At 71.0% G+C, this 2,890-nt stretch carries 3 protein-coding genes and 2 pseudogenes; 2 read left to right on the top strand and 3 right to left on the bottom strand.

The features are described from left to right. A partial coding sequence (locus ACFVXC_RS42150) for a ribosomal protein L7/L12 (protein WP_389917099.1) occupies positions 1-164 on the top strand: 164 nt, incomplete at its 5' end. 295 nt (positions 165-459) lie between these two features. Here ACFVXC_RS42150 and ACFVXC_RS42145 read toward each other — a convergent pair. Beyond that, positions 460-942, bottom strand: a pseudogene (locus ACFVXC_RS42145) (zinc-binding dehydrogenase); the annotation flags it as partial. Positions 943-982: 40 nt separating this feature from the next. Next, positions 983-1,045, bottom strand: a pseudogene (locus ACFVXC_RS42140) (hypothetical protein); the annotation flags it as partial. A gap of 271 nt (positions 1,046-1,316) precedes the next feature. On the opposite strand from ACFVXC_RS42140, the gene ACFVXC_RS42135 reads away from it, so the two are divergent. Further along, the gene (locus tag ACFVXC_RS42135; RefSeq protein ID WP_389917097.1) at positions 1,317-2,522 is read left to right on the top strand and encodes an alpha/beta hydrolase family protein; all 1,206 of its coding nucleotides are present in this window, start codon (positions 1,317-1,319) and stop codon (positions 2,520-2,522) included. A gap of 66 nt (positions 2,523-2,588) precedes the next feature. On the opposite strand, the gene ACFVXC_RS42130 is transcribed toward ACFVXC_RS42135, so the two are convergent. Further along, positions 2,589-2,828 (bottom strand): hypothetical protein, encoded by a 240-nt coding sequence (locus ACFVXC_RS42130; protein ID WP_389917095.1) that lies wholly within the window; start codon positions 2,826-2,828, stop codon positions 2,589-2,591. Positions 2,829-2,890: the final 62 nt, after the last annotated feature.

Raw genomic sequence — 2,890 nt, 5'->3', positions numbered from 1 at the left:
AGGTCATCAAGGTCGTGCGCGAGCTCACCTCCCTGGGCCTCAAGGAGGCCAAGGACCTGGTCGACGGCACCCCGAAGCCCGTCCTGGAGAAGGTCTCCAAGGAGGCCGCCGACAAGGCCGCGGAGTCCCTCAAGGCCGCCGGCGCCTCCGTCGAGGTCAAGTGATCTCAGGCACCTGAAGGTGCCTGAGATCGCTGCGCTGCCCGCCCGGGTTCCGGAACACACTCACCCGGGCCGGGCGGCCGCGGTTCGTCGAGGCCGATGAGATCCGTGAGGCTGCGGGTCCCTCGCTGGCCAAGTGCCTGCCCGTGGACAGGGGGTGGACCGCCGATCCCGGTCCGTCATGGCCGACCTCCTCACCCGGCTTGACCGAACAGAGAGAGGCGCTCCCGCAGGGGGCGCCTTTTGCTTTTGGTGACCTTGGGGGTGGCTGGTTTGGCCCGGTCCGAACCGGCCGGGGTCAGGGCGTGATGAGGACCTTGAGGCTTTCACGGTCGGCCATGTCCTGGTAAGCGGCCGGAACGCCGTCAAGGCCGGTGATGGCGTTGAAGACCTTCCCGGGTTCGATGCGGCCGTCGAGGATGTCGGGCATGAGTTCCTCGATATAGGCGCGGGCCGGGGCTGGTGCGCCCACCAGGCGGATGTTGCGGCTGAAGAGGCTTGCGAAACCGACCGGTGCCGCCTCGTACTGGGGGACGCCGACGCGGCTGATGACGCCTCCGGCGCGTACGACCCCGAAGGCCTGTTCGTAGGCGGGCAGGTGGCCGACGGCTTCGAGGACCACGTGCGTGCCGTGTCCGCCGGTCAGTTCGCGGACTGCTTCGATGCCCTCGTCCCCACGGGTGGGGACGACGTCGGTGGCGTCGAACTTCCGGCCGAGGTCGGTGCGCGTCTGATGGCGCCCCATGAGGATGATCTGTTCGGCCCCCGTTCTCGATGAACTTGATGCCGGCCGCCTTGGACACGGAGTATGCCGACAGACTCGGCCAGCGGTGCCGCCCCGCCGCACTGCTGATGCTGACGATCCGGCCGCCGCCCTGCCGCACGAGATGGGGCACGACGGCATGGGGCCGCGGTTCCGCACGAGATGGGGCACGACGGCGTGGGGCCGCGGTTCCGGGATGGCCGGGGCGGGCTCGCAGCGAGGCTGCTCTGCCGGCCGGATCAGTCCTGGGATGTAGGCCCACGGGCTAGTGCGACCGGCATGTAGTTGACCGATGGGCCGATGCTGCGGGGGTGGGGCACGTGACAGCGTCGTCCTGTGTCCGCGGGGCGACCGCGGGGCACGGTTGACGACCCGTCACCAGGGGAGGGCCCATGACCACTACACCGTTCATCAGCCGAAGGGGTTTGACGCGCCGCCACATGATGGGAGCCGCTCTGGCCGCCGGGGCGGCCGTGCCGCTCGCCGGCGTCACCAGCTCCGCGTGGGCCGACCCGGGCGCGAGGCGGCTAGTGCTGCCGGTGCCGAGAGGGCCGCACCCGGTGGGCACGGTCCAACTGCACCTCGTCGACCGGTCGCGTCCGGACGACATCGCGGGCCCCGGCCACTTCCGCGAGCTGATGGCCACGGTTTGGTACCCCGCGCGGGATGTCAGACGGTATCCGGTGGCGCCCTGGATGCCGGACGGCGCGTTCCAGGCGTTCCTCGCTGATGTCGGGTTCAGCGATCTGGCCTCGCTGGGGCCGCTGACTGCCGGCCATGTGGGTGCTCCGGTGCGCCGGACCGGCCGACGGCTGCCCGTCGTCGTGTTCTCGCACGGCGCGCGCAGCCATCAGGGTGACCACACCGTCATGGTGCAGGAGCTTGCCAGCCATGGATACGCGGTGGTGACGGTGGCTCACCAGTACGACACCTACACGCGGTTCCCCGACGGCCGGATCGCCGCCCCGCTCCATGACAGGCAGGCGCCGACGCTGCCCGGCGACTTCGCCGCTGACCTGCGCTTCGTCCTGGACTGCGTCGAGCAGCTCGCCGCCGGGCACAATCCCGACGCAGGCCACAGAAAGCTGCCGGATGGACTGCTGGGCTCCCTGGACGCGCGCCGCATGGGCGTGTTCGGCTGGTCCAAGGGCGGCACGGCCACCGCATGCGCCATGCTCGCGGACGAGCGGATCCGGGCCGGGCTGAGCCTGGACGGCCCGATGGAGATGAAGCCCCCGCTGGCCGGTGACCTGGACCGGCCGTTCATGATGATGTCGGCCGTGTTCACCCGGGCCACGGCTCCCGAGGCTGCCGCGTTCTGGTCGCACCTGCGGGGCTGGCGGCTGGACATACAAGCGCGGGGCGCCGCCCACATCTCCTACGGTGACAACGAGGCGCTGTTCCCGCAGGTGGCCAAGGTGTACGGGTGGAGCAGGAAACAGCTCCAGGACGTGATCGGCACCCTCCATCCCGAGCAGGCGGTGAAGATCCAGCAGGCGTATCCGCTCGCGTTCTTCGACGAGCACCTGCGCCAGCGCCGGGGGCACCTGCTCGACGGGCCGTCCCCGGCCTTCCCGGCAGTGACGTTCCTTCCGTGAGGACCCGGGACCGCGGCATCGCGGCCCCTTGCCGGCCCCTCGCCGGACCCTGACGAAGCGGGACAACTAGTCCGGGTAGCCGCTTGCGGCCACCGCCATCAGGAGGATGCCCCTGCTGCCTGTGTCGCCCGCCGCCAACCCGCCGCAGGGCGAGTGCGAACCGTCCTCCGCCGTTGCTGTAGATGCTCCCACCGTGAGACCGCCGCCCGCTGCGATCACTGCCACGCCGAGCCCGGTGTCCGGTCGGCAGTGCGGGCCCGCGTCGATCCACTCGTACAGGACCAGGCCCGGGGGGGCTTGTTTCAAGGGGGGCCACCGGGCCCCGGATACCCCGCATCCGCCCCCGGCCGGCGCGAACGCGGGGGGCG

It is taken from the genome of Streptomyces sp. NPDC058257, from assembly GCF_042881845.1.
Lineage (GTDB): Bacteria > Actinomycetota > Actinomycetes > Streptomycetales > Streptomycetaceae > Streptomyces.
The sequence above is the reverse complement of the archived record's forward strand: the minus strand, read 5'-3'. Positions and strand labels throughout refer to the sequence as shown.

Coding starts and splice junctions, on each gene's coding strand:
- ACFVXC_RS42135 (WP_389917097.1), top strand. CDS start 1,317: ATGACCACTACACCGTTCATCAGCCGAAGGGGTTTGACGCGCCGCCAC.